Source organism: Streptomyces sp. NPDC102514 (assembly GCF_055584525.1).
Genome location: NZ_JBVJLW010000001.1, coordinates 872,858 through 899,435, shown reverse-complemented (window position 1 = coordinate 899,435; position 26,578 = coordinate 872,858). Strand labels below are relative to the sequence as shown.

At 70.4% G+C, this 26,578-nt stretch carries 27 protein-coding genes and 1 pseudogene; 15 read left to right on the top strand and 13 right to left on the bottom strand.

Annotated features, from left to right (window positions below; translation table 11 throughout):
* The first annotated feature begins 557 nt into the window (after positions 1-557).
* Genes ACZ60E_RS03930 through ACZ60E_RS03915 form a run of 4 tightly spaced genes read left to right on the top strand, consistent with a single transcriptional unit; the run spans position 558 to position 5,383 of the window.
* Positions 558-1,709: a polyprenyl synthetase family protein gene (locus ACZ60E_RS03930; protein ID WP_453790700.1), complete on the top strand. Its 1,152-nt coding sequence runs from the start codon at positions 558-560 to the stop codon at positions 1,707-1,709.
* The gene (crtI, locus tag ACZ60E_RS03925; protein WP_469437764.1) at positions 1,706-3,289 is read left to right on the top strand and encodes a phytoene desaturase family protein; all 1,584 of its coding nucleotides are present in this window, start codon (positions 1,706-1,708) and stop codon (positions 3,287-3,289) included. Before ACZ60E_RS03930 ends, crtI begins: the two co-directional genes overlap by 4 nt.
* A complete protein-coding gene (locus ACZ60E_RS03920; RefSeq protein ID WP_469437761.1) occupies positions 3,276-4,379 on the top strand; it encodes a phytoene/squalene synthase family protein in 1,104 nt (367 codons plus the stop codon). Before crtI ends, ACZ60E_RS03920 begins: the two co-directional genes overlap by 14 nt.
* Complete coding sequence (locus tag ACZ60E_RS03915) at positions 4,376-5,383, top strand: DUF5914 domain-containing protein (protein WP_469437758.1); 1,008 nt, start codon at positions 4,376-4,378, stop codon at positions 5,381-5,383. Before ACZ60E_RS03920 ends, ACZ60E_RS03915 begins: the two co-directional genes overlap by 4 nt.
* A 146-nt stretch (positions 5,384-5,529) precedes the next feature.
* Here ACZ60E_RS03915 and ACZ60E_RS03910 read toward each other — a convergent pair whose 3' ends face one another.
* The 7 genes from ACZ60E_RS03910 to ACZ60E_RS03880 all read right to left on the bottom strand — a co-directional run bounded on the left by ACZ60E_RS03910 (position 5,530) and on the right by ACZ60E_RS03880 (position 10,778).
* Positions 5,530-7,032: an FAD-dependent oxidoreductase gene (locus tag ACZ60E_RS03910; RefSeq protein ID WP_469438333.1), complete on the bottom strand. Its 1,503-nt coding sequence runs from the start codon at positions 7,030-7,032 to the stop codon at positions 5,530-5,532.
* Positions 7,033-7,085: 53 nt separating this feature from the next.
* Positions 7,086-7,817, bottom strand: a complete 732-nt coding sequence (locus ACZ60E_RS03905) for a class I SAM-dependent methyltransferase (protein ID WP_469437756.1) — start codon at positions 7,815-7,817, stop codon at positions 7,086-7,088.
* Positions 7,814-9,040, bottom strand: coding sequence for a lycopene cyclase family protein (locus ACZ60E_RS03900; RefSeq protein ID WP_469437753.1), 1,227 nt, complete (start codon positions 9,038-9,040; stop codon positions 7,814-7,816). The genes ACZ60E_RS03905 and ACZ60E_RS03900 overlap by 4 nt, the downstream gene beginning before the upstream one ends.
* Positions 9,037-9,543, bottom strand: coding sequence for an SDR family NAD(P)-dependent oxidoreductase (locus ACZ60E_RS03895; RefSeq protein WP_469437751.1), 507 nt, complete (start codon positions 9,541-9,543; stop codon positions 9,037-9,039). Before ACZ60E_RS03895 ends, ACZ60E_RS03900 begins: the two co-directional genes overlap by 4 nt.
* Positions 9,540-9,746 carry a hypothetical protein gene (locus ACZ60E_RS03890; protein WP_469437749.1) on the bottom strand — a complete coding sequence of 69 codons (207 nt, stop codon included), beginning with the start codon at positions 9,744-9,746 and terminating at the stop codon, positions 9,540-9,542. The genes ACZ60E_RS03895 and ACZ60E_RS03890 overlap by 4 nt, the downstream gene beginning before the upstream one ends.
* Positions 9,747-9,966: 220 nt before the next feature.
* Positions 9,967-10,281: a response regulator transcription factor gene (locus ACZ60E_RS03885; protein ID WP_469437746.1), complete on the bottom strand. Its 315-nt coding sequence runs from the start codon at positions 10,279-10,281 to the stop codon at positions 9,967-9,969.
* Between the two features lie 38 nt (positions 10,282-10,319).
* Positions 10,320-10,778, bottom strand: a complete 459-nt coding sequence (locus tag ACZ60E_RS03880; RefSeq protein ID WP_469437744.1) for an Lrp/AsnC family transcriptional regulator — start codon at positions 10,776-10,778, stop codon at positions 10,320-10,322.
* 62 nt (positions 10,779-10,840) lie between these two features.
* On the opposite strand from ACZ60E_RS03880, the gene ACZ60E_RS03875 reads away from it, so the two are divergent.
* From ACZ60E_RS03875 to ACZ60E_RS03865, 3 genes are read left to right on the top strand one after another with little or no spacing between them, the layout of a single operon-like run.
* Positions 10,841-11,590, top strand: a complete 750-nt coding sequence (locus ACZ60E_RS03875; RefSeq protein ID WP_469437742.1) for an AzlC family ABC transporter permease — start codon at positions 10,841-10,843, stop codon at positions 11,588-11,590.
* On the top strand, positions 11,583-11,909 hold the full coding sequence (locus tag ACZ60E_RS03870; protein ID WP_469437740.1) for a branched-chain amino acid transporter permease: 327 nt from the start codon (positions 11,583-11,585) through the stop codon (positions 11,907-11,909). The genes ACZ60E_RS03875 and ACZ60E_RS03870 overlap by 8 nt, the downstream gene beginning before the upstream one ends.
* A 58-nt stretch (positions 11,910-11,967) precedes the next feature.
* Positions 11,968-12,765: a thioesterase family protein gene (locus ACZ60E_RS03865; RefSeq protein WP_469437738.1), complete on the top strand. Its 798-nt coding sequence runs from the start codon at positions 11,968-11,970 to the stop codon at positions 12,763-12,765.
* Positions 12,766-12,817: 52 nt separating this feature from the next.
* Here ACZ60E_RS03865 and ACZ60E_RS03860 read toward each other — a convergent pair whose 3' ends face one another.
* Complete coding sequence (locus ACZ60E_RS03860) at positions 12,818-13,477, bottom strand: HEAT repeat domain-containing protein (RefSeq protein WP_469437735.1); 660 nt, start codon at positions 13,475-13,477, stop codon at positions 12,818-12,820.
* A 291-nt stretch (positions 13,478-13,768) separates the two neighbouring features.
* Between ACZ60E_RS03860 and ACZ60E_RS03855 the strand changes: the two genes are divergently transcribed.
* From ACZ60E_RS03855 to ACZ60E_RS03835, 5 genes are all read left to right on the top strand, one after another.
* Complete coding sequence (locus ACZ60E_RS03855) at positions 13,769-14,164, top strand: DUF6153 family protein (RefSeq protein ID WP_469437733.1); 396 nt, start codon at positions 13,769-13,771, stop codon at positions 14,162-14,164.
* Positions 14,165-14,307: 143 nt separating this feature from the next.
* Positions 14,308-14,982 carry a DUF305 domain-containing protein gene (locus ACZ60E_RS03850; protein ID WP_469437730.1) on the top strand — a complete coding sequence of 225 codons (675 nt, stop codon included), beginning with the start codon at positions 14,308-14,310 and terminating at the stop codon, positions 14,980-14,982.
* Between the two features lie 327 nt (positions 14,983-15,309).
* Entirely contained in the window at positions 15,310-17,226 is a 1,917-nt protein-coding gene (locus ACZ60E_RS03845; protein WP_469437726.1) for a hypothetical protein, read from the top strand.
* Between the two features lie 82 nt (positions 17,227-17,308).
* Positions 17,309-17,740 carry a hypothetical protein gene (locus tag ACZ60E_RS03840; protein WP_469437724.1) on the top strand — a complete coding sequence of 144 codons (432 nt, stop codon included), beginning with the start codon at positions 17,309-17,311 and terminating at the stop codon, positions 17,738-17,740.
* 107 nt (positions 17,741-17,847) lie between these two features.
* Complete coding sequence (locus tag ACZ60E_RS03835; RefSeq protein ID WP_469437722.1) at positions 17,848-18,069, top strand: hypothetical protein; 222 nt, start codon at positions 17,848-17,850, stop codon at positions 18,067-18,069.
* Between the two features lie 173 nt (positions 18,070-18,242).
* Here ACZ60E_RS03835 and ACZ60E_RS03830 read toward each other — a convergent pair whose 3' ends face one another.
* Complete coding sequence (locus ACZ60E_RS03830) at positions 18,243-19,121, bottom strand: helix-turn-helix domain-containing protein (protein ID WP_469437720.1); 879 nt, start codon at positions 19,119-19,121, stop codon at positions 18,243-18,245.
* Between the two features lie 193 nt (positions 19,122-19,314).
* On the opposite strand from ACZ60E_RS03830, the gene ACZ60E_RS03825 reads away from it, so the two are divergent.
* On the top strand, positions 19,315-20,238 hold the full coding sequence (locus tag ACZ60E_RS03825; protein ID WP_469437717.1) for an alpha/beta hydrolase: 924 nt from the start codon (positions 19,315-19,317) through the stop codon (positions 20,236-20,238).
* Positions 20,239-21,175: 937 nt separating this feature from the next.
* On the opposite strand, the gene ACZ60E_RS03820 is transcribed toward ACZ60E_RS03825, so the two are convergent.
* From ACZ60E_RS03820 to ACZ60E_RS03810, 3 genes are all read right to left on the bottom strand, one after another.
* A complete protein-coding gene (locus tag ACZ60E_RS03820; RefSeq protein WP_469437714.1) occupies positions 21,176-21,607 on the bottom strand; it encodes a peptidoglycan-binding domain-containing protein in 432 nt (143 codons plus the stop codon).
* Positions 21,608-21,752: 145 nt separating this feature from the next.
* Complete coding sequence (locus tag ACZ60E_RS03815; protein ID WP_469437712.1) at positions 21,753-22,187, bottom strand: peptidoglycan-binding domain-containing protein; 435 nt, start codon at positions 22,185-22,187, stop codon at positions 21,753-21,755.
* 262 nt (positions 22,188-22,449) lie between these two features.
* Positions 22,450-22,998, bottom strand: coding sequence for a DUF4262 domain-containing protein (locus ACZ60E_RS03810; protein WP_469437709.1), 549 nt, complete (start codon positions 22,996-22,998; stop codon positions 22,450-22,452).
* A 252-nt stretch (positions 22,999-23,250) separates the two neighbouring features.
* On the opposite strand from ACZ60E_RS03810, the gene ACZ60E_RS03805 reads away from it, so the two are divergent.
* Positions 23,251-24,153: a TIGR03619 family F420-dependent LLM class oxidoreductase gene (locus ACZ60E_RS03805; RefSeq protein ID WP_469437706.1), complete on the top strand. Its 903-nt coding sequence runs from the start codon at positions 23,251-23,253 to the stop codon at positions 24,151-24,153.
* Positions 24,154-24,262: 109 nt separating this feature from the next.
* Here ACZ60E_RS03805 and ACZ60E_RS03800 read toward each other — a convergent pair.
* Positions 24,263-25,172 (bottom strand): annotated as a pseudogene (locus ACZ60E_RS03800) (NAD-dependent protein deacetylase).
* A 379-nt stretch (positions 25,173-25,551) separates the two neighbouring features.
* Between ACZ60E_RS03800 and ACZ60E_RS03795 the strand changes: the two are divergent.
* Positions 25,552-26,562, top strand: a complete 1,011-nt coding sequence (locus ACZ60E_RS03795; protein WP_469437704.1) for an Lrp/AsnC family transcriptional regulator — start codon at positions 25,552-25,554, stop codon at positions 26,560-26,562.
* Positions 26,563-26,578 lie beyond the last annotated feature (16 nt).

The following is a 26,578-nucleotide window of genomic DNA, read 5'->3' as shown; positions in this document are numbered from 1 at the left end:
TGTGCACCCCGCCGGGGAGATCGCCGCCCAAGATACCGAAGGCCGCCGTGTCTCTGCCAGCGGCGACACACTCGTGGATATCGAAGCGCCAGTGTCTCGCCGCGTCAGCCAGCAGCGGCCGTCAGAGCCCCGTGCGGGTCGGTCGATGCGTACAGGGACGGCGTGATGCCCGACAGAGTTCTCCGCATGTCCTGGTACGGCGAGGGCCCGCAGGCGCCCACCCTGCCGTCCCCCTCCATCAACGTCCATCTGAAGCGGATGGGCTAGCCGCGCCCACCCCCTCGCGGTTGGTCAGGCGGACCGGCCAGAACCAGTCCGCCGGCAACCCCGTTGCCGCTCAGCCCGCACCACATTCCCCCCGCCTCCCCCGCCTGCCACAAACGCGATGCGAGCCGCGCTCCGAGCCACACACCGCCATGAGGACGCAGCGTGATGCGCCAGTGGAGTGACTGCGACCGGTGACAGGGCCCTTAACGGGCAGGAATCAGCGCATCCGTTAACAGGTCCGCGAGAGAAGCACTGGTGTGCAGGTGACCGAGAGTGAAGGGAAGTTGTGCATGCTGGGACTCCGGCCCACCGCGGCCGAAGCGGTCGTGCCCGTCGACTGTCCGCTCACGGCCCTGGACGCCGTCAGCGCCGTCGAGGCGGAGCTCGGGCGTGTACTCGACACCACATTGCGCAGGGCCTTCGACGTGGACGAGGTGTTCGCCCAGGATGTCGCCGGCCGGGTCACCGCGTTCGTCCGCCGGGGCGGCAAGCGGCTGCGCTCGGCGTTCGCGTGGTGCGGCTGGCGGGCCGCGGGCGGCTCGGGGGACCCCACCGCGCTGCTGCGGACCGCGTCCGCGCTCGAACTCGTACAGGCGTGCGCTCTGATACACGACGACGTCATGGACGGATCAGAGTTCCGCCGGGGCGCACCGGCTGTTCATGTGGAACTGGCCCACATGCATCGGGCCGAGCGGATGACCGGGTCTGCGGAGGCGTTCTCTACCTCCGTCGCGGTGCTCGCAGGCGACCTCGCTCTGGTGTGGGCGGACGACGTGCTGACCGAGACGGCGCTCGGTTCGCCGCACGGGCCGCGCCTGTTCCAGGAGTGGCAGGCGATGCGCACGGAGATGGTGGCCGGTCAGTACCGCGACATCCACGCGCAGGCCGCCGGATCGTCCGGGCTCGACGAGGCCGTGGGCATCGCCACGCTCAAGAGCGCCCTCTACACGGTCGAGCGGCCCCTGGCGCTTGGCGCGTCCCTGACCGGTGGCGACGAACCCACCCTGAGCGCTCTCCGCTCGGCCGGGCGCTGTGCCGGGCTGGCTTTCCAGCTGCGGGACGACCTCCTCGGCACCTACGGCGACCCGAACATGACCGGCAAACCGGCCGACGACGATCTGCGGACCCGCAAACTCACCTACCTCCTCGCGGTCGGCCTGTGGCTCGCCGACGCCGCCGGTGACGAGGAGGCGGGCGACGCCCTCGGCCCCGTAACCGACGGCGTCGGCATCCGGTCGGGCGACGCGGTGAACCGGATGCGAGCGGCGCTGGAGCGGACCGGTGCCAGGGACGTCGTGGAGTCCAAGATCTCGGAGTTGGCGGCGACGAGTGTGCGGCACTTCGCGGGGGCGACTCCCGACCCCGTCGTACGGCGGGAGTTCACCATGTTGGTCGAGCGCGCTTCGGGCGTCGCACTGGGACACACCGGGGAGGCGGCGTGAAAACCGTACCGGGGCGCACGGACCATGTCGTCGTGGTGGGTGCCGGACTGGCCGGCCTCGCGTGTGCGCTGCACCTGCTGGGTTCCGGCCGCCGGGTGACCGTCGTCGAACGGAACGCAGGGCCGGGCGGCCGAGCAGGTCACGTACGGATGGGCGGCTTCGAGGTGGACACCGGTCCCACGGTGCTGACCATGCCGCACCTGGCCGACGAGGCGTTCGCCGCCGTCGGTGACAGCCTCGCCCGGCACGTCGAGCTGACAGCCCTGCACCCGGCCTACCGGGCGGCCTTCGCGGACGGGACCTCACTCGACGTGCACACGGACGGCGAGGCCATGGAGGCGGAGGTGCGGCGGTTCGCCGGACCGGCCGAGGCGGCGGGCTACCGCGAACTGCGGGACTGGCTGGAGCGGCTGTACCGGGCGCAGATGCGGCGTTTCATCGACACCAACTTCGACTCGCCCTTCCAGCTCCTCCACCCGGACCTGGCCCGGCTGGCGGCGCTGGGCGGCTTCGGACGGCTGGACCGCCGTATCGGCCGCTTCCTCTCCGACCCACGGCTGCGCCGCATCTTCTCCTTCCAGGCCCTGTACGCCGGAGTGGCCCCGGCCAGGGCCCTCGCGGCGTACGCGGTGATCGCCTACATGGACACGGTGGCCGGTGTCTGGTTCCCGAAGAACGGCATGCACGCGCTGCCCCGGGGCATGGCGAACGCGGCGGCCGGCGCGGGCGCCGACTTCCGCTGGTCGACCGACGTGACCTCGCTCGAACGGAGCGGCGGCCGGGTGCGTGCCGTCCATGTCGCCTCGGGCGATCGGATCCCCTGCGACGCGGTGGTGCTGACCTGCGAACTGTCCACGGCGCACCGGCTCGTCGGACGGACGCCCCGCCGCCCGGTGAGGTTGCGGCACTCGCCGTCGGCCGTGGTGCTGCACGCGGGGACCGACCGTACGTGGCCCGGTCTCGCCCATCACACTCTCTCGTTCGGCGCGGCCTGGGAGGGCACCTTCGAGGAGTTGACCCGGTCGGGGAAGCTGATGAGCGACCCGTCCCTGCTGATCACCCGCCCGACGGCACACGACTCCTCCCTTGCTCCTCCGGGCCAGCACCTGCACTACGTGCTGGCCCCGTGCCCGAACACCGACCTCGGCCCCTCGGCCGAGGCCTGGCGGGATCTCGGCCCGCGCTACCGCGACAGCCTGGTCGCCGAACTGGAACGCCGGGGGCTGCACGGGTTCGCGGACAGCGTGCAGGAGGAACTGCTGGTGACGCCGCTGGACTGGACGGCGCAGGGGCACGCGGCGGGCAGCCCGTTCTCGGTGTCCCACACGTTCGCCCAGACAGGACCGTTCCGCCCGCGCAACCTGGTGCGCGGCCTGGAGAACGTCGTGCTGGCCGGCTGCGGCACCACGCCCGGCGTCGGTGTGCCGACGGTGCTCATCAGCGGAAAGCTCGCCGCCGCCCGCGTCACGGGCGGCCTCTCAGGAGGCGTACGAGGCAGTGGCCCGCGCATCCGTCCCGTACCGCGCGCGGCACGTTCCGCCGCGGTCCCCACCGAGGAAGGCGCTCATGACCCGTCGTGAGCTGGACGCCGCAGACATCACCGATCCCGCCCTGCGCATGGCCTACACCCACTGCAGGCAACTCAACGCCCGTCACGGCCGGACCTACTTCCTGGCCACCCGTCTGCTTCCGGTGGAACGCCGCTCCGCGGTCCACGCGCTGTACGGTTTCGCCCGCTGGGCGGACGACATCGTGGACGACCTCGACCGGCACCTGACTCCCGACGAGCGCGACCGGAAGCTGCGGCGCCTGGAGAGCGACCTCGCGCACGGGCTGCGTACCGGAGCCGGGACACGTTCGGGAGCCGAGGCGCGTACGGGAGCCGAGGCGCGTACGGGGGCCGGGGCACGTACGGGAGGCGGGTCACGTACGGGAGGCGGGGCGCGTGCCGGAGCCGGGGACGAGCCGGTCGTCCGGGCCGTGGCCGACACCGCCAGCCGGTACGACATCGAGCACACGCTGTTCGCCGACTTCCTGGCCTCGATGCGCAGCGACCTGCACATCACCGACTATCCGACCTACGCCGACCTGCGCGCCTACATGCACGGCTCGGCCGCGGTGATCGGACTGCAGATGCTGCCTGTGCTGGGCACGGTCACCTCGCGCGAGGAAGCGGCACCGCACGCCGCCGACCTGGGCGTGGCCTTCCAGCTCACCAACTTCCTGCGCGATGTCGGCGAGGACCTGGACCGGGGCCGCGTCTATCTGCCCGCGGACCTGCTCGCGGCCCACGGCGTGGACCGTCCGCTGCTGGAGTGGAGCCGCCGCACGGGGCGTGCCGACGCGAGGATTCGCGGGGCCCTCGTCGCCGCGGAGGACATGACCAGGAAGGTCTACCGGGCGGCGGAACCGGGCATCGCCATGCTGGATCCGCGGACGCGGCCCTGCATCCGCACCGCGTTCACTCTCTACGGTGGCATTCTCGACGCGATCGCGGACCAGGACTACACCGTGCTGCACCGCCGCGCGGTCGTGTCACGCGGGCGCCGTGCGGCGACGGCCGCCGCGGGGATCGCCGGCATCGCGAGGGCGCGTTGGGGCGCTCGTGCCTCGCGTCGAAGATCGACGGCGGGCGTCACGGCTCTGCAGCGGAAGGGACCCGTGCGGTGAGTGAACGGACGAACCGAAGCAGTTGGACGCCTCCGCTGCGGCGCCGCCGCCGGTCGAACTGGGCCGCACAGCCGCCGACTTGGCAGGAGGCACGTCCGGCGGTCATCTCCGACGCGCTCAAACGGGCGTCCGCGCGTCCGTCCGGGAACTGGTTCGTCGTGGGTGCCTCGCGGGACGTACGCGTCGGTGGGCGCCCCTACGGCAGAACGGTCGGCGGCGTCGAAGTCGTGCTGTGGCGAACGGACACGGGCGAACTCCGGGCCGGCCCGGGCGCCTGCCCGCACCTCGGCGCCCCGCTGCGCGACAGCCGGGTGGTGTGCGGCACGCTGGTGTGTCATTGGCACGGACTGGCCCTGGACGGAGGGTCGTTCGCCGGCTGGGATCCGTTCCCCGCACACGACGACGGTGTCCTCGTATGGGTCCGGCTGGACTCGGTCGGCGGCGAGGAGCCGTCCGAGCGGCCCGTGGTACCGGAGCGGCCGACGACGGGCAGTGGCGTGGACGCCGTCTTCATGGCCGTCGGCCGGTGCGAGCCACAGGACGTCGTCGCCAACAGGCTGGACCCGTGGCACGGTTCGTGGTTCCACCCCTACTCGTTCGTCGACCTGACGGTGACCCGCCCGCCGCTCGACGAGACGGACGACGCGTTCGTCGTCGACGTCTCCTTCCGTCTGACGGACCGTCTGGTGGTGCCGGTGCGGGCGGAGTTCACGGCGCCCGGACCTCGTACCGTGGTGATGCGCATCACCGAGGGCGAGGGGGCCACGTCCGTTGTCGAGACCCATGCCACGCCGCTGACCGGCGAGGCCGAGGATCAGCCGCGGACCGCCGTGATCGAAGCGGTCGTGGCGGCCTCGGACCGGCGGGGTTTCGCCCTGGCACGGGCTGCCGCGCCGGCGCTCCGCCCGTTGATGCGCCGGACGGCCGGCCGGTTGTGGCGCGACGACCTGGCCTACGCCGAGCGGCGCTGGGCGTTGCGCAGCACGGGCCGGTTTCCGGGCTGAGCGGAGGGGGTGTCGGCGCGAGGGACGGGGGCTCGACGGGCAAGGGCTGGTCCTGCGCCGACACCGCCTTCCGGCACCGGCGTCTTCGACATCTCGGACGTCTCCGGCGCCTCCGGCGCCTCCGGCGTCTTTTCGAGGAGTTCGGCTCAGCGGCTCCCGACCGTGCCGAGTGCCCGCAGCACGGGCGAACGGCCTGCCCGAGGCACCGTCCACAGCACCTGGCCCTGGACTCCCCACCCGGCCAGCAGGGCGTTGGCCGCCAGGAAGCCGGTCGTGGCGGCGCGTTCCATGAGGGCCACGGGCAGGTCGCAGCGGATCGCGTCACCGGCGAGCACGACCTGCGGGTGCGGGGTGGTCACGGTGGGCCGCCTGGCGTAGGAACCGACCGGGAAGAGCGGGCAGTCGGAGCGCCACTCGTGCCGGGCGTCCACGATCCGCGCCTCGCGCGTCTCCGGATAGATCTGGTGCAGACGGTCGACGAGGCGGGCCTGAACGGCGTCGGGCTGCGCGTCCTCCGGAACGGCGTACGCGTGCAGTTCCACCACCGCGCCGGCCGAACGCGACGCCCACCGGGCCGCCTCGTCCTCGTAGCGGTCCAGGACACTGATGTTGTCGAGGCCGTCGTAGCCGCTGGTGCCGAGGAACGCGGCGCGGTCGGCGCGGACCGGGCGGTCGAGCCAGAGCCGCGAGACGAGAAACCGCGGAGCGGTGCGCAGGCCGGCGACGTCATCGCGCCAGGCGGCGGTGCCCAGACCGGGGGACGCCGCGGCAAGACCCCGCAGTGCGCCGGAGTCGAGGGCGAGAACCACCGCCTCATGACGGTCCACGGCGTTGTCCGTCCGCACGTCCACTCCCCCGCCGTCTCCGTCGCGCGGCTGGACGGCGCGCACCGGTGTGCCGGTGCGGATGTGCGTCCCGAGGCGCTGGAGGTAGGCGCTGAGCGGGTCCCACAGCGCCTGGGGAAAGGGGTCGGTCGGTACGTCGAAGAGCAGGCCCTCGGACGAACCGAGGAAGTAGATGTGGAACATCAGCAGGAGTTCCGCGGCGGACAGTTCGCGGGGGTCGGCGAAGAAGCTGCGGGAGAACACCTCGAACGCGAGATGGTGTGCGGCTTCGGGGAAGCGGACGCTTTCGAGGAAGTGGGTCGCGCTGACGGAGTCGAAGCGTTCGTAGACCTCGGGTACGCGGACGTCGAGGAGTGGCAGTGCGGCCCTGGCGTCCATCGCGGTGAGGTCGCGCCAGCCGAACGTGGGGCTCTGGGCGACGAACCCGAGGGCGCTGAACGGTGGTGTGCGCGGTACGCGGGCGAAGCTGTCGGTCAGCCCGCCGCTGTGCTGCAGCGGATAGTCGGGCAGCGGCCGGAGGCGGTCGAGGGCCGGATCGGTACGCCGCAACAGGCCACGGAGGTTGTAGTACTGGCGGAAGAAGGCGTGGAAGCCCCGGCTCATGGTGGCCTCCCCGCCGTCGGCCAGACGGGTGCGCCAGCCCGCGAGCCGGCCGCCGAGCGACTCCTCCCGTTCGTAGAGGGTCACGCGGGCCCCTCGTTCGGCCAGGAGGGTGGCCGCGGCGAGGCCCGCGATGCCCCCGCCGATCACGGCGACACTCGGGCTGTCGGCGGAGGCGAAGCGTTTCAGGCCGGGCGCGGGCATCACGACCTCGGCCTTGCGGTCCCGGCCGCGCCGGGCGGCATGTCGTGCATCGTTCACCGTGCGTACTCCGCCGTGGTCGCCGAGCCCTCGCGGGCAAGGAAGGTGTGCACGATCCCGGTCTGCCACCCGGCGACGGGCAGGGCGCGCACGGCCGAGAATCCGGCGCTCCGCAGACGGTCGGTGAAGTCGGGAACCGTGTCGAAGTCCAGGACGCTCCGCCACAGATGGCGGTACAGGACGCGGTCACCGCTGACCGTCCCCGCCGGAATGATCACGCCTCGGCAGACGGCCGTCCACACGGCCCGGTGGACCGCGGCACCGCTGAGGCTGTACTCGTGGACGGCGAGCCGTCCGCCCGGGCGCAGCAGACCCCGAACGGTCTTGAGTACGTCGTCCGCGTCCGTGACGTTGCGGACCAGGTAGGCGGCGAACACCGCGTCGTACGGCCCCTCGTCGGCTGCGGCCAGTGCTTCGGCCGTCATGTGCTGGAAGCGCACGCGGTCGGGCCAGGGTTTGGACCGTGCGCGAGCCAGCATGCCGGACGACGCGTCGACGGCCGTGATCCGGGCGCGGGGCGCGGCCCGCAGCAGGGCCCGGGTGGAGGCACCCGTTCCGCATCCCAGGTCGAGCACGTGCAGACCGGCGCCGTCCCGGGGCAGCCGAAGCCGTCGCGCCGAACGCAGGAGGTCGGTGCGGTATCCCGGGTTGAGGCCCGTGAGGCGGTCGTAGCGGTGCGAGGCGTGGTCGAAGGCGAGTGCCAGGTCGTGGTCGCGCAGCAGGGTCATCGGTGGCTCTCTCCGATTCGTGGGGCTGGGTGGGTGCGGCGCCGCAGGAAAGGGAGTTCGACGGCGGTCCGCAGCATGGGACCCACGGGGGTACGCAGGCCGATGCCCCACTCCTCCCAGGGTGAGGTGCGCCCGTCCAGAAAACGCAGCAGCCGCTCCGGCGGAACGTCGCGGAACAGGCCGGTGAAGAAGCCGGGTCCGTCGATCCGCCCGGTGTCCAGGGCCCTCAGCAGGATCGCGTCCATGGCCAGCACGCGCCGCGCGTGGGGTCGGGGCGCGACCGCACGGCCGTCCCCCCGCAGGGCGGTGGCGATGGCCCGGCTCTGCCGCTGCACCGCGGCGAAGGTGTAGCCGGTCGCCGGGCGGGTGGCGCCGCCGGCTGTCCCGATCCGGGAGACGGCTGCGCCGATCCGCCGGGGGAAGCGCGCGTCGGTCATGGGGATCACACCCTGCTCCGCCCTCTCGACGGAGAACCCACCGAGCTTGAGAATCTCCCGGCTGTAGTGCCCCAACGCCGACTCGTACGCCGCACGGGTCAGCGGGGTCCGGGAGAACTCGGTGTACTCGACGAGCGCACGATCCGGTGCGAGCGGCAGTACGTATCCGAAGGCGAGGCCGTGGCGCGGCTGTGGCACCCGGAAGTCCATCAGGTCCGCGACCGCCGGATCGAACCGGTCCGTGTCCGTGCGCACGAACCAGCCGCGGAAGTGCTGAAGCAGCTGTGTCCGGGCCGGTGGCAGGGCCGCAAGGGGGCGGGAGTCGAACACATGGCGGGCCTGGAGTGTCAGTGTGCGGCCGTCGGACGCCGTGCACTCGACGGCCGCTCCCCCAGGTGTGTCGCGCACCGTGTCCGCCGTCGCGCGCACGATGCGTGCGCCGGGCGACTGGGCGATCCTGGAGTACGCCCATTGCTCGAAGGCCGTGGAACGGAGCATGCGGTAGCGCAGCGGGGCGGGATCCACGGTGATGACGCCGCCGTCGGTGTCATGGATGCGAAGCCGCGACCAGGACGCGTCGACCGCTTCGTCGAGTTCGCCGCTGCCCGCGTCCCAGTAGCACCAGGTCCGTTCAGGCGCTCGCAGTGGTCCGTCCGGTGCTTCCACCAGGGTCACGGTCATGGACTCGGTGGCCACCAGGCGCTGCGCGAGGCTGAGTCCGGACGCGCCGCCGCCCACGATGATCACGTCGGACACCTCGTCCGGAGCGTTGGAGCGCCGGCTCACCGGGCGCGCCGTTCGACGACCGGTGTTCCGTCGGGTGCCGTGCGCAGCAACTCGGCGTCCGCCGCCATCGCTTCCACGACAGCTCCGACGACGTCACGCGGATCGCCTCCCGCAGGCAGCGGCGGGGCCGTGCCCACGACGGCACGGTCGGCGAAGCCGGTGTCCAGGTGTCCGGGCCTGACCTCCAGGACCCGGATGCCCGCGGTACGTGCCTCGCGGCGCACGGCACCGAGCCAGGCACTCAGCGCGGCCTTCGAAGCGCTGTAGTCGGCCATTCCCGCCTGCGGGCGTTCCGCGACCACACCCGTGAACGCGACGATCATGGAGCCGGGTTCCATGGTGGCGAGCGCGGCACGGAAGAAGGCCGCGGGCGCGAGGACGTTGACCGCCATCACATGCTCGGCGACCTCGTCACCGACCGCCGCCGCCCCGCCGAAGGCAACCGTCCCGAAGACCGTCACCACGGCGTCCAGCCCGACCAGGGCGTCCGCGGCACAGGTCACGGCGCGGGCGCAGGAATCGGGCGCGTACGCGTCGAACAGGACGGTGGAGCGCCCTGGCAGACCTCGGCAGCGCGGGCGAGACGGGCTCGGTCCCGCCCTGCGAGCACCGGGCGCGCACCGCGGCGGACGAGCTCCGCCGTGAGCGCGCCGCCGAGGACACCGGTGGCTCCGGCCACCAGCACCCGCGCGCCGTTGATTTCCACGTCTCACTCCCGATCACGAGGCAGGCTGCGCCCCCTCTCACACGTGTGGTTCCGTGAGCCGGCGGTCCATGGATGCGCCGGACGGGGATCTATCGAAGTCAACCGCAAACGCTGTCGCTCGGCGCGTCGCCCAGAACGCCATTACGAGGGGCGGCTTGCTTGAAGGTCGGCCTGTACGAGGGTCGGCCTGATTGAAGGTCGGTCTGATTGAGGGGCGGCCTCACTCCTGTGCCCGTCTTCGTCCCGGCTCCTCGCCCAGCCCGGCGTTCCGCGCACGGGCAACCGCATCGGCCCGGTCGCGGACGCTGAGCTTGGTGAAGATGTGCGAGATGTGGTTGCGGACCGTCTTCTCCGCGAGGAACAGGCTCCGCGCGATCCGTTGGTTGTTGTGCCCTCGGGCCTGCGGTACCCAAAGGGCGCAACAGCTCCGGCGCCACGGTGGACCCTCGACCGCTGCTACGGGGGAACCCGCCGGTGACTGCGGCGCGCTGCGGCAACGCGCGAAGCGGTGACGAGGGGGCGGTGCCGATGCCATAACCGCGGCGAACGTCGGCTGGCGGGCTTGATCGTCCGTCAGCCGACGGACTTGATCGTTTTCATCGTGAGGTGGGAGGTGAAGCGCAGGACGCCGGGAAGGCCGCTGAGCTTGCCGGTGAGGAAGGCCTCGCATGCGGCGTGGTCGGCGACGGCGGCGCGGATGAAGTAGTCGGGCCGACCGTACGTACGGCGGAACTCGATGACCTCCTCGTACGACGCGACGGTGGTTTCGAAGTCCTCGAAGCTCTTGCGGTCGTTGGCGTAGATCTCGACGTCGATCAGGACCTCCAGACCGCGGCCGAGGGTGGCGGGATCGATCAGTGCGCGGTATCCGCTGATGACACCGGCCTCCTCCAGCCGCCTGACGCGGCGCAGGCACGGCGGCGGGGTGAGACCGACCCGTTTGGCAAGCTCGACATTGGTCAGGCGACCGTCTTCGCTCAGGTGAAACAGAATTTCACGATCTGTGGAATCGAGTACCACTTCATTGCTCACGTGACGACTCTACAGCCATGATGCGCAACCAAATGCGGCACCAACTTCTCTAAAATGTCTTCATGCGAATACGTCCTCCCGACGCCGCCCCCGTGGCCCGGCCTGCCCCCGACCTCGCAGGCCGGGCACCGTCCGAAGCGCGAGCCGCCTTCCATGCCTCGCTCTCCGTGGGCATGGGGTTCGTACCGCTCGGTCTCGCCTTCGGGGCGCTGGCCGTCCAGTCAGGACTGGACTGGTGGTGGGCCGGCCTGTCCGCCGTGGTCGCCTTCGGTGGCTCGTTCGAGTTCCTGCTGATCGGCTTGGTCGTCGCGGTGGCTCCGCTGGCGTCGATCGCCGTCGCGGCGTTCATGGTGAACGTCCGGCACGTCTTCTACGCCCTGTCGTTCCCCCTGTACCGGGTGCAGGGCCGGCTCGGCAAGGCGTACAGCACGTTCGCGCTGTGCGACGAGGCGTACGCGCTGGCCTCCACCGAGCGAGCACGCTCCTGGCCCGGTCGCCGCATTCTGTGGATGCAGTGCTACCTGCATGTGTACTGGGCCGCGAGCGCGGTGACCGGAGCCCTGCTCGGCTCTCTCATCCCCGAGGGCGTCACCGGTCTGGACTTCGCTCTGACCGCCCTGTTCACCGTGCTGGCACTGGACGCCCTGCGGGACCTGCGCGGCGACCTGCCCACCCCGCTGCTCGCCGCCCTGAGCGCCCTCGTGGCGCGCGTCCTCTTCCCGGGGCAGATGCTGCTGGCCGCGTTCGGCCTGTTCACCGCCGTCCTCCTGGCCCGACACCTGATGACCACCGGGAGGCCGAACCGTGCCTGACACCGAATACGCCGTCGCCGCCGTCCTGGTTGCCGCCGCCGTCACCTGGGCGCTGCGGGCCCTGCCGTTCGCCGCTCTCGCCCCGCTACGGGCCAGCGGTACGGTGCAGTACCTGAGTTCGCGCATGCCGGCCGGAGTCATGATCATCCTGGTCGTCTACTGTCTGCCGGACCTTTCGGTGGCCGAGGCCCGCACGGTGGCACCGCTCGCGGCGCTGGCCGTCACCGTCGGTCTGCACCTGTGGCGCCGCAACGCCCTGCTCAGCATCCTGGGCGGCACCGCCGTGCGCGTCCTGCTGACGAGCGTCGTGCTCGCCTGAGGCGCCGCCCGCCTGTACTCCTCTCCCCCGTCCTCCACCTCCGTAAGGAACACTCCCGTTGAACACCGGCAGCAGCTACTTCGAACGCATCGACGACCACCGCTACAAGCCCACCCCGCACGCGGGCGGGGCGTGGGATGCCGACGAGATGCACGTCAGCCCGCTTGCCGGCCTCATCGTCCACGCACTCGACCGCCACCTCGCCCGCGACCGGGACCGGTACAACGGCCTCGTCCTGTCGCGGATCAGCTTCGACATCCTCGGGCGCCTCGCTCTCGACGAGTGCGAGATCCGGATCGAGACCCTTCGGCCGGGCCGCACAATCGAACTGATCGAGGCCGTCGTTCACATCGCCGGCCGTCCCGTCGTACAGGCCCGCGCCTGGCTCCTTGTATCCGGTGACACCACCGGCGTCGCGGGCGGCGCGGGCGACGGGCTCACGCCGCCCGATGCACTCGGCTCCTGGCCGCTGACCTCGGTGTGGCCGGGCGGCTACATCGCGTCCGTCGACGTCCGGCCGGTCACGGCCCCGCAGCCGGGCCGTGCGACCGCGTGGCTCACCACCGACCTGGACCTGGTCGCCGGTGAGCCGGTCAGCTCGCTCGCCTCGTACGTCGCCCTCGTCGACACCGCCAACGGCATCGCCGTACGCCAGCCGATCACCGCCTGGATGTTCCCCAACGTGGACCTGACCATCCACCTCCACCGCCACCCCGACGGCCGCTGGACCGGCCTGGACACCACCGTCGTCTTCGGCCCCACAGGACAGGGCGTGACGAGCACCGTCCTCCACGACACCGCGGGACCTGTCGGCCACGCCCAGCAGATCCTTACGATCCGACCTCAGCCGTCCTGATGCGGCACCGGGGTGAGGGCGTCGCCGCCGCGAGCTGCGGACTCGACACTGCTCAGAACGGGAGAGCTGATGCGTCGGCCGGCTCGACGGTTGGTCCCGTTTCCCAGGATTCGGCGCCGTCCTGGGGATCGCAGACCGCGAACGCCTCCAGTTGGCCAGTCAGCCCGGTGGCGTCCTCACCCCACGCGAGCAGGGCATCGACAGCTCGCTCTCGGTACTGCCACTGTGCGCTCACCCCCAGAACCTCCCTCAACAGCGGCACCAGAGTTGCCCGGTGACAGCGCAACCCGGGGTCATCCAGCAGCGGGATACACGCGGCGATCGCCGCCTCACGCACGTCCGGGTTCGGATCGTCCAAGCACTCTGAGACTGCAGGAAAAAGCAGCGGGCGGATCTGCCTGATGTCCACGAGCGGCGGGTAGTCCTCAGGCGCAAAGCCAAAGCGCCGGCTCGTCGCTTCTGCCTCGTCGACGGCGGCGCTGCATACCGAGTCGAGCCAGCCCAACAACTCGGAGCGCAGAGGCCCTGGGAAGTCGTGGCGCTTCTTGTCGACGGCGCCGGTGGTGCGTTGGTCTGCAAGGACCGAGGCCACGTAGAGCGCAGCGGGCACCGTCGCCGGGTACAGGGTGTTCTGGTGGTGTACCACGTAATGGAGGTGATCCAGGGCCCGGCCTCGCGCCTGCTGATCACCATCCAGCAGCGCGACAAGCATCTTCGGAGTGTCCTCCGCAGCCCCATACGCATGTTCCAAAGAGCCCCAGTCTCTCCCTGCCAACACCCCCGAGGGACCAGGCAGACCAGCAACGTCTCCGAGGGCGCCATCGTTCGTCACGCCCGGAGTATGACAGCGCCTGGCCAGGCAGCCGATGCAGGATGCGATACGAAAGCTGCTCAAGGATCCGCACCCGCCGGAAGTGCAGCCGCGTCGAGCGTCACCCATGTCCGCTCCCCATCACCCGGCCAGGTGCCCGCCCCAGCGGGCGGTGCCCCCTACGATGGGCTCGTGACTGCATCCGTCCGAGCAGGCCGCCGCCAAGCCGGGCGGTTGTTCGTGCTGCTCGTTCTGGTGGTGCTGGCCGGTGTGCTGGGCATGCATGCGCTGGCACCCGGTGGGGTTCCGGCAGCGGGTGCCGGGCACGGGATGGTGATGGCTGCGGCCGACAACGTGCCGCACGCGGACGCCGGTTGCTCGCACACCGACGGCGGGTCGGGGCACATCGATCATGCGGACGGTACGTGTGCTGCCTCCGGTACGAGTGCTGCGTACACCCCGCCTGCACTCGCCGACGCAGTCCTTGGCGTACCCGCCTCCCCTTCCCTCGTGGCGGCGGCCACCGGTTGGTCCCATGAGGGCCGGGCTCCGCCCGACCTGTCCGAACTGCAACTTCTCCGGATATAGAGCCCCCGCACGGCATCGGCACGCCCGGCCCGGTTTCGGGCCGATGGGCTGTGGCTGGTGGCCGATGCCGTCCTCGCGCTCGCTCTCACTGTCCGTGACATCGCGCGCTCTCTTACCGGCGCGCGTCGAGGAGTTGCACCATCATGATCTGTAAGCGTTCAACTGTCCGTCGTACGGCCGCCGTTGCCATTGCGAGTACTGCGGCGCTCGTACTGGCCGCCTGTGGTGGGGACGGCGACAACGCCGGCTCTTCCGGGCACAACGGTCACGGCGCCGGCGCCGGCTCCCGTTCCGCATCCGCATCCGCATCCGCATCCGCATCCGCATCCGCATCGTCGAACACTGCGCAGGGGAAGCACAACTCGGCCGACGTGGCCTTCGCCCAGGGGATGATTCCCCATCACCGTCAGGCCGTGGAGATGGCCGACCTCGCCGAGGGACGGGCCCGGTCGGCCGAGGTGAAGAAGCTCGCCGCCGACATCAAGAAGGCACAGGACCCGGAGATCAAGACACTGTCCGGCTGGCTCACTTCCTGGGGTGAGGACGTACCGGCCAAGGGCGGCATGGACCACTCCATGCACGACACGGGCGCGATGATGACGGCCGAGGAGATGACCGAGCTCGAAAACGCTTCGGGTACCGCCTTCGACACCGCCTTCCTGAAGATGATGATCAAGCATCACGAGGGTGCGGTGACCATGGCGAAGACCGAGCAGGCCGACGGCGCGTCCGCTGCTGCCGTGAAGCTTGCCGGTCAGATCGTCACCGCGCAGAGCACTGAGATCGATCAGATGAACAGGCTCCTCGGAAAGAGCTGACCCACCGGGCCGGGGGCGGGGCAGGGCGGGCGAGGCGGGGCAGCCGCTGTCCCGGCCTGCCCTGCCCCGAGCCCTCGCCCACGGGCATCTTCGTCTGCGGGGCAGGGTCTGTGGTGAAGCGGCGCGTCGGCTCCCGCGGTGTCGTCAAGGCGGTGTGATCCGGTCGCAACCGGCCGCCCCGGCAGGGCGGTTGCCAAGCGGAGCGCCCCCTGCGCGCTCCCGCACCACGACCCGTCGGACAGGCGTCCCACGAAGTCGCTCTCACCCCCTTTCGTCGCTGCTAACTTCGCGCCAACGCAGCGTGCACGACCCGGGGGAGGCGGCTTCATGGCCGAAGGGACGCAGGGCGACGGGGCCTACGGAAGGTCCGCGGATCCGGCCGAGGACGCGGCCGAGCATCTCGCCGCGGCGATCGGGACAGCTGCCTGGGCGGAGGCGCGGGACAGGGTCCTCGGGCTCATACCGAACGACGAGCCGGAGGTGGGCGAGCGGATCGAGGCCTGGGCAGCCGTCGCGGCACACCGCGAGGGCGAGGGACTGACCCACTTCCTGACGGAGTCGCTGCCGGAGTGGCGGGAGATGATCGAAAGGGCCGTCGCGGACGATCCCGAACGTGCGGAAGAGGCCCGCCGGTTCGCCGATTCCGTACAGTCGCTCCTCCCCTCGCCGGACGGCACGACGACCCAGGTCGCCGTGGCCACCGGGCACGGCACCGTCAACTCCGTACAGAACGGCAACATCTACTACGAGGTCGTACTCGGCCTGGCCCCACGGCCTCCCCGGAAGACGAGCCTCGGCAAGACGGCCAGCATCGCGGTCGCCTCGACGACGGTGGTGGCCGGCGGCGCCCACGTCGTCGCCGACCATCTCGCCACCGAAGCTGTACGGGCTGCGGGCGCCGGAACAACACCGGGAGCGCCGATCGCCGACCCGGTGCAGGCATCCACCGCGGCGACGCAAACCACCGGATCCACAGCTGCGTCCGGTGCCGGAGCCTCGGCGCCGGGCGCGACACTCGCCGCCAAAGCCACCGCCGTCCTCGGCAAGGCCGGCGCGGTCGTCGGGAAGGCTCTGGCCTTCGGGGGTGCCGGGGCCGTCGGCGTCAGCACGCCCGTGGTGGTGAGCGTGGTCACGGTCGTGGTGGTCGTGACCACCACCGTGATCGTCGTCCTGCCACCCGTCATGAACCGGGCGTCCTGCGACAAGGCCGCCGAGGGCCGCAAGGCCACCGCGGTCCTGGCGGAGGCCGCCCGGCGCGTGGAACTGACGAGCTTCCGCTACGACGTCACGCGCGGCCGGCGCCACGTCACCGGTGCGGCGGACCCGCACGCGCGGACGGCCTGGTTCCGGCAGGGCCTGACCGGCGGCCCGGTCACCAGCGGCACGATCGACCGGGGCAGGGTCGTGCTGCCCACCGGTACGGCCACTCCCTCCGGTGCTAGCACTAGCATCGGCGCCGGCGCCGATGCCCGGTGGGTGAAGGCGGACGGCGTTTTCATGGACGCCGTCGACCCCGCTGCGCCTGCGCGGGAACTCCGATCGGTGATCCGGGCGCGGCGAGAGGGCTGCACCTTTACCGGGGCGCTGGCTCCCGGAGCCGAGCCCGCCGGAAGCGCCGAATCCGCAGGGACTACTGGGGCAAGTAGGACCGGTGAGCCCGGTGGGAGCCGTGGAACCGGTGGAGCTGCCGAACCCGCGGCGGCCACCTCCGCGCCGAACGCGGAGAGCAACCCCGCCGTGGACTTCCGCGCACGTATCGACGCCCTTGGTCGGCTCGTGCGCCTCACCACCGAGGCGTCCGGCGACCGGTTGCCCACCTCCGCCTGCTACTGGGACTTCGGGCTGACCGTGACCGCGTCCGCGCCGCCACCGTCCAGCGGCGGGCCGAAGCAGCCCGAGTCTGAGTCCGAGATCGAGACCGAGACCGAGACCGAGACCGCCACTCTGACGGGTGCATGGACCGGAGACTGGTCCACAGGGTTCGGCACAGGAGGATTCACGGCCACCCTGTCCCAGGACGGGGACCGACTCACCGGGGACCTGAAGGTCACCGGAGTGCCCTGCTCCCTGGACGGGTCCCTCGACGGCACGCTCGACGGCGACCGCATCACCTTCGGCAGCGTGAGCAGCGAGAAGAGGATCACGTTCACCGGAAACGTGGACGGCGACACCATGCGCGGCACCTTCAAGACCGACTGTTACGACGCCTCCGGTCCGTGGACCGCGCGGCGCTCCGGCTCCTGACAGAGCTCCTGACCGAACTCCCCACCGCGCTCCCCAACGGGCTCCCCAACGGGCTCCTGGCCGAGGAAAGGCACCCACCCACATGATCCCCGAATGGCTGTCCACGCTCACCGCGGCCGGTTCCGCCGCCCTGGTCAACGCCGCTTCCACCGATGCCTGGGACGCCGCCCGCGAGCGCTTCGCCAGGTTGCTGGGCCGGGGTGATCCCGACCGTTCCGAGGCGGCGGCCCGACGTCTGGACGAGCTGCGGCGCATCGCCGACCTGCCCGGCAACGAGCGTGAGCTGGCCGACGCCCGCCACGCCTGGCGCCTGCGCCTCCAGGACCTGCTGGAGGACCACCCGGACGCCGTCGGCGAACTGCGGTCCGCGATCGCCGAGCTGCCCCCGCCCAGGCCCGTATCCGCCGCCACGAACCGCCAAGAGAACCGTGCACACGACAACGGCACCGTGAACGCGGTCCTCAACGGCGACCTGACGATCCACCGCCCGCGACCAGCGACATCGGACGGCTGAGACGCTCGCGATCGCGTCCTGGCGCCGGGTGGCTCCCGCCGGACTGCACGGTCCTCGCTCACCCGGCCCGCAGGCATTCGATCCGGAACAGCGGGAACATGGGACGTATGACAAAGCATGATGACGACTCGCACACGCACCACGCGCCCGGATCCCAGCCGAGCGCCCGTCCCGGTTCCGATGAGCCGCAGACGATCCCGGTGCCGACACCACCCGTCGCGCGGGACAGCGGCCCCGCGGACCCGGCTGACCTGGCCGACGAAGATGCCGAGCCGAAGAAGCCCGCCGCCCGCGAAGAGCAGAAGAAGCCCACGTCCCAGGACGACTGACCTCTGCTGGGGATGCGCGGGAAGCCGGCGACACCTGACATGGCCGAGTCGGGCCGGGGCCCCTGACGGGGAGCTCCGGCCCGACTCGGCCATGTCAGGGATCAGGCATCAGACGTCAGGTGCCAGGTGTCAGGTGTCAGGCAGGTGTCGAGGGTCGGGTGTCCAGGTGGTGGTCATCGCGTCGGGTCCTGTGTCCGGTCGGTGCTCGGTTGCCGGGTGGTCCATGACGTGAGGATGCGCAGGGCGTCGTGGGAAGGGCTGGCGGGTTCCGCGGTCAGGATCATCAGGGGCTGTCCCGAGCCGTCAGGGCTGGTCCAGGTGTCGCAGTCGAGGGTGAGGTCGCCCACCAGGTGGTGGCGGTAGCGCTTCGTGCCGTAACTGGCGCTGTTGACACGGTGTTCGGCCCACCATGTACGGAAGTCGGAGTCCTGAAGGGACAGTTCACCGACGAGTTGGGCGAGGTCGGGATCGTCGGGATTACTCGCGGCCTCCATTCGCAGTGCGGCGACGGCGTCCCGGGCGTCATGGGCCCAGTCCTGGTGCAGTTGCCGGACCACCGGGTGGGTGAACAGCAACCGCAGGTAGTTGCGCCGGTTCGCGGGGAAGGCTGCGAAGTCCGTGTAGAGGGCGGTGGCGGCGGGGTTCCAGGCCAGGATGTCCAGGCGTTCACCGAGGACGAGCGCGGGGGTTTCGGTGAGCTGGTCGAGCAGACGACGCGTGGCCGGACGCAGGCGTTGGGCGGGTCGGCAGCGGGGCGGGTGGGCGTCGGCGCGGCCTGCGAGGTCGTACAGGTACTTCTGCTGGTCTTCGTCGAGGCGCAGGGCGCGGGCCAGGGTCGTCAGCACGGGTACGGAGGCCCGGACTCGGCCCTGCTCCAGCCGTGTGTAGTAATCCACGCTGATGGCGGCGAGCTGGGCGGCCTCCTCGCGGCGCAGTCCGGCGACCCTGCGGGCGGAGTCCGTCTCGGGAAGTCCGCACTCCCGCGGTGTCAGCTGGGCCCGGCGGGCTTTGAGGAAGGCGCCCAGCGCCCGGGAGTCGGAGTCTGAAGTCATGCTCCCAAGTGTCGCCGTGCCGCGCCGACCATGGCACCTGGGTGAGGGGGCACGTTCTTTCCCAGGCAGAAACCTGGCTCTCCCGTTCGTGCGGCGAACGATGGAACGTGGACGTGTGCCCGGCAGGAAGCGGACCCCGAGTCCGTCGCGCCGGTGCGTCGCGACACGTAATCACCGTCTCAGGGAGTTACTCATGGCCAGGACCATCGTCAGCTTCGACAGCGCCGGCATCCCGCTCGCCGGCCACCTCTACACCCCCGACACGACCGCATCGGGTCCGTGGCCGGCGCTCGTGGTGGGTCACCCCGGTACCGGCGTGAAGGAACAGACCTCCGGCACGTACGCCCAACGGATGGCCGAGCGCGGGTTCGTCACCCTGGCCTTCGACGCCGCCCACCAGGGCGAGTCCGGCGGGCTGCCGCGTGGTCTTGAGGACCCCGCCCAGCGGGTGGAGGACTTCAAGGCCGCCGTCTCCTACCTCACCACCCGCGCCGAGGTCGACGCCGATCGCATCGGGCTGCTGGGCATCTGCGCCTCCGGCAGCTACTCGCTGGCCGCCACCGGCAGTGACCACCGCGTCAAGGCCGTGGCCACCGTCTCCACGGCGGAACCTGCCCGCCAGTTCCGTCTCGGCGCCGACGGCACCCAGGACGCGGCCGTCTTCCAGTCCCTGCTGGACGCCGCGGCGGCGGCTCGCAGCGCTGCCGCACGCGGCGAGGACCCCGGCGCGATGACCATGTTCCCGGGGACTGCCGAGCAGGCCCGCGCGCTCGGCGGCGAGCACGGTGTCGAAGGCTTCGAGTACTACTGCACCCCGCGCGGCATGCACGAGCGCTCCGCGAAGACCCTCGCCTGGGAGAGCATCGACAGGATGGCCCTCCACGACGCGTTCTTCCCCATCCCCCTGATCGGCCCCCGCCCCATCCTCCAGATCATCGGCGAACGCGCCGTCACCGCGTGGATGGCCGTCGAGGCCCACCAGCGCGCAACGGGCCCCGCAGAAATCCACTGGATCAAGGGCGCGAGCCACGTCGACCTCTACGACAAGAAGGAGTACATAGACCCCGCCATCGACGAACTGACCACCTTCTACACCACCCACCTCACCACCAACTGACTCGCGGCGAAGCCGTGGCCGGCGGCGCCTGGACAGTACGGGGTCACTGGCGCCCGGTCCGGCCAAGCGCAGGGGTCGAGTAGATCCACCCATCGCAGATCCACAGGCGTTCAGATGGGTGACGGTACGAAGCCAGCAGCCGGCTGGGGCGGCCGAGTCTTCGTGAACGTCCTCAGTGCTCACGGATCCTTGACCACCACCAGCCGCCCACTGTGCAAGCGTTGACCGGCCCAGGATTCGGCAGAGTGCGACGCTCGAACCCATCGTCGATACGAGCAATCAGCCGACCGAGATCGCGCCGGGCACCGTGAGGGAGGTGAAGCATGACCTCTTCCAGGTCATCGCGGGCATACTCAACCTCCAGTCCGGGCTGCCAGACTTGGGATGCGCTCAGATAGCGGCCGGGTTGTCTGAACGACCACTCAAAACGGGCGAGCGCGTCAGCGACTGCGTCAGGCCACATCCGCTCATCCTCGACGCGGCGGACAGCCGCACGAGTCTTCGCGGAAACGCCCCCGATCCGCCGAACTACAACGTGTCTGCGAGGCCGCCACAGCTCAGCACGGACAGCCTTCGGGCGCCTACGCGGCATCGCCCTTTCTGATCAACATGCCGTCATCCTGCCACCTGTCCGGGCGGGTAGGCACTCAGTTGGCGATCCAATGGGGTTTCGGCGAGGGACGGACGACTCTGTTCCACAGGCCCAAGGCCCATGGCATTGCCCGAGCCAGCGTTCAACCCTCCGCGGGTGCTGGGCGTGGACGACTAACCCTTGCAAGCCCTGGTGAAGCAACTCACCGAGCCCGACGTGACCGTGACCCTGACCGTGACCGAGGGCAAGCTCGGTCACGTCCTCGGCAACGTCCGCCCCTGCTCCGGCCGGGGCCAGCCGGAGCGGTGTGGGACGGCCCGTACCGTCAGGCGCTGCATCGCGGTGTCAGAGGCGGGCGCAGCCGAGCGTAGGGCTGTAGTGCTTCATGCTGTCCCGGGTGTTCGGGCCGTAGATGCCGTCCCGGGAGAGCCCATAGCTCCCCTGGAGGGCGTCAACGGCGAGGAACGTCTGCGGGCCGTAGAACCCATCGACGTCGAGCCAGACGTAGCCCTCGCAACTCTTCAGGCTCCGCTGCAGAGCCTTCACGGCCGAGTTCGACTTGTCCTGGTCGAGAACCAGCTTGCAGGTCAGGTTCTTGGCGGAGCCGTAGGCGGGAACCGTGACGTAGTGACCCGAGGTGATGGAGACAGACTTGGTCCTGTCGCACGTCGGGTATATCGCGGCCGCGCTCGCAGCGGGAGAGACAGCCACACCGCAGGTGAGTACGGTCGCCAGGGCACCCAGAGCAGCAAGGGCGCGCGGCTTGTTGCGGGACATACGGAAAGACATCGTGCTCCTAACGGAAGGCATTGGGCAGGCGTGAGGATCTTGATCACGCTGAGAGATCACGCTGTGAGATCGCACTGAGAGATCGCGCTGAGAGATCGGCAAGTGCGGTGACCTGTGGGGTCAAACGTCGAACTCAGACGCAGTCGTACTTGGCGCCGGTTTCGTTGCTGTAGCGGGCCCACTGCATCTTGGCCATGGTCTCGCGGCCATAAACGCCGTCGACCACCGCACCGATCCTGCTCTGGACGTCACGCAGAGCGCTCCTGGTGTCCGGCCCGAAGATGCCATCGAGTGTGAGCTTCTTGCCGTAACAGCTGTTCATGTTCCTCTGCAGGGCCCTGACTCCCAGGCCGGTGTGTCCCGACTGCAGGTAGCAGTAGATGGTGTTGTTGGCGACGTTGATCGGGTACAGAAAGTACCGGCCTGTCGATCCGTTCTGCGACGAGGCCGCTCCCGTGCACACCCCGTCCGCCGCGTGGGCCGGGACGGCGGCGGACGCCACTCCTATCAGGGCCCCCAATAGGGTCCCAGTCGCCAGAAGTGCCCTGCTCCTGCCTGTCCTGCGCATGCCTGTCGTTCCTCTCCGTCTGAGAAGCGCTGTCGTTTCCGTGGCTGCCCGGGGACCACTCGCGGTGCTGTCCCGGGGCTCGGCCATGGACACTAGCGGCGGCGTGGGAACCGGCCTTTGTCATGCGTGCAGGCTTCTTTGTCCGTCGTGCACCGTCTCAGGTGAGGTGTCGGAAGAGGGCGGTGATCACAAGGATTTGTGGGTGACTGTGCGCTCGGTGGAACGCGGGAAGTCGGGAAGGCGCCGGCCAGGGCATTCACGTTCAGAGTTCGCTCGTCCAGACCCCGACGGGGTGTTCCGCCGGTGGCAGCCACAACTGAGGCTGTGACTCCCGATGCCTCTCCTCAGCCTGCTCTTCCCAATGAAAGCGGTCATCCACGGCAGGCCACGCAACTTGCAGCACGGGGAAAGGTGGCCGCCGATAGAACCCGACAGCCCGCCCGAAGTAGATCCGGTACCAGCGGAGATCGACCTGCCTGAGCGCTACTTGGTGACCATCGACAACGTCGGAATGCCTCTGCCCGTCGGCCGGCACGGAGCCCGCCGCGGACTTCGCTCCGAGTCTGTTGAGCATGCGGTGCATGTCGTGGACATCCAGCCCGAACATGGCGAGTTCAGGTCCGCCGTGCGTGTGCGAGAGACCGATCGTGTAGGCGAATCCAGGACCGATCTCATCCTCGGGGACCATCACGACGTGCCATCCGTGCTGCTGCACATTCTCAATGATCGTGAGGTCCGCGCGGTCCGCTTCGTCCCGGTCACCGTAGTCATGACAGAGGACGCAACGGCAGAGGAAAGGATCATCGGTCATGCGCGGAGGCTACGAGGTGAGGGTTCGAGTTGGGCAGTTGGGGGTTCGTGATCAACCCGTTTGACCGAACGAGCCATCGCGCTCCTCGGTGGCTTCCCCACGGCGCGCCTCCCCAACCGATGGTTGTCCGCACAACTACCGTGTGGATGCGCCGACTTGGCGAAGGGTGTTCGGCGGGCATGAGCCGGACTCCCGACCGTATCGGGCGGCCGATGGCCTGCCCGGCCGTGTCTCAGCAAGGAAAGACAGAACATGAAGATCGGCTTCGCGCTCCCGCAGTTCCACAAGCAGGCTTTCGGTATCTCCCGCATCGCCACGTTCGCCCGTGAGGTCGAGCAGGCCGGTGCCGCGAGCCTGTGGGTCGGCGACCGCAACCTCGCCGCGGTGTCCCCGAAGATCGGCTACGGCGGTCAGGGCGACACCATTCCGGCCGAACTCAACCCGGCCGCCGACCCGTTCGTCCTGCTGGGGGCGGCGGCGAGCGTCACCGAGCACGTTCAGCTCGGTATGCACGTACTGATCGCGCCGCTCTACCCGCCGGTCCAGCTCGCCCGCTCCCTGACCACCCTCGACCTGGTGAGCGAAGGACGTCTGCTGCCCGGGTTCGGTATCGGCTGGTCCCCCGAGGAGTACCAGGCGGCCGGCCTGGACTTCCACCGGCGTGGCGCGCGGATGGAGGAACTGCTCGACGTCCTCGACACCATATGGACCACCGACCCGGCCGAGTACAAGGGCACCCACCTCACCGTGCCCCTGCACCACTCCCCGCTCAAGCCCCACCAGAGCCCGCGTCCGCCCATCTACCTGGGAGCGATGTCCGAGCGCGCCCTGCGCAGGGTCGCCCTTCGTGGTGACGGCTGGCTGCCGCTGTGCGTGGTGCCGAGCTATGTCGACATCGACGGACTCGTAGCGCAGCGCGCCCTCATCGACAGCCAGGCCCAGGAGGCCGGCCGCGACCCGGCGGACATCGGCACGGTCCTCCGCGTCAACATCGACTCCGGTACCCCGACGTCCACCGTCGTCGACACCGTCAAGTCCGTGCACGAGCGCACCGGCATCGACCACTTCATGATCGACTCCCTCTACACCGCCGACACGGTCGAGGACTCGATCGAGCTGGCCGCCGAGATCCTCGCCCTGGCCAACGAAGGCTGAGCCCGGCCCCGTGTCCCCGTACCCACGGGGGCACGGCATGGCCCCTCCGTGGGCCACGACCTCGCACGACGCCCGACCGACCGAAGAGTGTGGCGTCACCATGTGGTCGCTACCCGATCCCGGCCGCCGCCTCGCCCTCGAACGGGATGCCCAGGCCGTCGGCCACGGTGGTCAGCGTCGTCCCCAGCGGGAGTGCGATCCGGGTGACCGCGTGGACGTCACCGCGGGTCGCGTCCCGGTTGACGATCAGTACCGGCTTCCCGTCCTGCGCCGCCTGGCGGACGAAGCGGAGCCCGGACATCACCGTCAACGAGGAGCCGAGGATCAGCAGAGAGGTCGCCGCACGGACCAGTTCGCGGCACTGCTCGACCCGGGGCGACAGGCACGGATTCGCCGAAGAACACCACGTCCGGTTTGAGGATGCCGCCGCAGCGCGTGCAGGGCACCACCTGGAAGTCCCCGACCTGCTCGTCGGTGAGGTCGGCGTCGCCGTCGGGGTTGATCGCCGCGGCCACCGGTGCGAAGCCAGCGTTCACTTCCTCCAGTCGGCGGGCGAGTTCGCGGCGCGGGCTGAAGGTGCCGCAGGACAGGCAGACGACCCGGTCCAGACTTCCGTGCAGCTCCACGACACCCTCGGTGCCCGCGGCCTGGTGCAGGCCGTCGACGTTCTGGGTGATCACGCCGGTGAGCAGGCCTTTCCGCGCGAAAGCGGCGACGGCCCGGTGCCCCGCGTTGGGGCGGGCCCGGCCGAAGGTACGCCAGCCGAGGTGGCTGCGCGCCCAGTATCTGCGCCGCGCCGGCGCACCGCCGACGAAGTCCTGGTAGGTCATCGGGGTGTGCCGGCTCAGGCTCCCGCCCTCGCCCCGGTAGTCGGGGATGCCCGATTCCGTGGAGATGCCCGCGCCGCTGAGCACCAGCACCCCGCCGAGGCGCAGCGCGTCGGTGACCGGCTGCGGATCGGTGGTGCCGGGCGGCAGGTCTTCGGTCGGGGTCCAGCTCAAGGTGGGGCGCATGCGCATGCCACCAGAGTAGGCAACCCCGGCCTCTGCCGGATCGGCGGAACGCCTTGCCCGCCGCCCCTCCGGACCTCTCCCGCCCCTGCGCCCGCCCCCGCGCCGGCAGGGCTCTCCGCTCCACGTCGACGGAACTCACCGCTCCACGGTCGCCTCCGGTCACCACGGATCATCACCGGACTCTCCCCGCAAGCACACTCCTGATGAACTTTTTCAGACACGCGGTGGCGTAATCCGTCGCCTTCCAGCCATGTGACTGCACAGGCCCCAACTGCGTCCTTTACGTCTCCGTAATCCCCCGGCTGCCGGATGACACGGCTTTGACCAGGGGTGATGCAGGATTCCTTCATTGACGGCGGCCCCGGTGCTCATTAGCGTCGGCGCCATGAACCACCGAGCCCCCGTGGACACCATCGACGAACTGGACCGGCGCATCATCGCCGCGCTCCAGCTCAACGGTCGTGCCCCGTGGAGCGCGGTGGCGCGGTGGGTGGACGCCAGCGAGACGACCGCCCAGCGGCGCTACCGGGCCCTGCGCGAGCGCGGACTGCTGCGGGTCGTCGGCACCCTGGAGCTGGACCGGACGCGGGAGGGATCCTCCATGCTCGTCCGGGTGCAGGCCAGGCCCGGCCGCGGTCTCGACGTCGCGGACCGGCTCACCGCCAGTCCGGATGTACGTTTCGTCGCTGTCGTGACCGGCGCCGCCGACCTGATCGTCGACTTCGTCGCCCGCGACAACGAGGAGATGATGCGGATGCTCTTCACCGATCTGCCCGCGGCCGACCTCATCACCAGCACCGAGGCCGTACCGGTCATCCGCGCGTTCACCTCGGCGTCCATGTGGGACACCGGACTGCTGCCCGCCGAGGCTGCCGCCGACCTGCGGCCCGACACCCTGGCGTCGTCCTGCGACCGCGCCGACTGGGACGTCACACCACAGGCGCTCACCACCCTGGAGCAGGCGGTCGTGGCAGCCCTCAAGGAGGACGGCCGCACCCCGGTCAGCACGCTGGCCAGGAACCTGGATCACACCGAATCCAGCGTCGCGCGGGCCATGGACCGGCTCATCTCCCGCGGCATCCTCCAGTTCCGCACCCTGGTCGAACCGGCTCTGATCGGGTACGACGCGGAGTTCATGGTCTGGCTGTCGATCGAGCCCGACCGGCTCGACGCGGCGGGACGGCAGCTCGCCGGGCATCCGGGAACCAAGTTCCTGGGCGCGGCGACCGGACGCTTCAACCTCGTCGGGCACATGGTGCTCCCCCGCCGCGCCGACCTCTTCCGCTACACCAGCGACGTCATCGGGGCACTGCCCGGCCTGCTGGCCTCCGACGTGACCCTGCACCTCGTCACCATGAAGTACTCCTGGCACCGCATGGTCCGCGCCACCGCCTGAGCGGGCACCCGCCCGG